Here is a 352-nt window from a genome sequence, read left to right as displayed (position 1 = left end):
AAGCTTATCGCAGCTTATCACGTCCTTCATCGGCTCCTAGTGCCAAGGCATCCACCGTGCGCCCTTTGTAGCTTGATCTTTTAGTTATTTAATCAACTTTTTACAAAGTTTGCTCAGTTTGAGCTTTGTTACTTTATATATAATTCACTATGCAATTTTCAATGAACAAAATAGAAAGAAATTAATCTTTCAAAATTAAACAGAGTAGATAAAACCAAGTCAATTTTATGAGAACATTGTTCTCATTTCTCCCTAGAAAGGAGGTGATCCAGCCGCAGGTTCTCCTACGGCTACCTTGTTACGACTTCACCCCAATCATCGATCCCACCTTCGACTGCTGGCTCCTTACGGT

The 352-nt window shown here is 39.5% G+C and carries 2 rRNA genes; both read right to left on the bottom strand.

The features are described 5' to 3' along the window. A 23S ribosomal RNA gene (locus ACQ3F0_RS26845) occupies positions 1–78 on the bottom strand; the annotation flags it as partial. A gap of 178 nt (positions 79–256) precedes the next feature. Beyond that, a 16S ribosomal RNA gene (locus ACQ3F0_RS26840) occupies positions 257–352 on the bottom strand; the annotation flags it as partial.

It is taken from the genome of Clostridium sediminicola, assembly GCF_050402865.1.
Lineage (GTDB): Bacteria > Bacillota > Clostridia > Clostridiales > Clostridiaceae > Clostridium_AF > Clostridium_AF sediminicola.
Note: the sequence above shows the minus strand (reverse complement) of the source record. Positions and strands in the feature narration are given on the sequence as shown.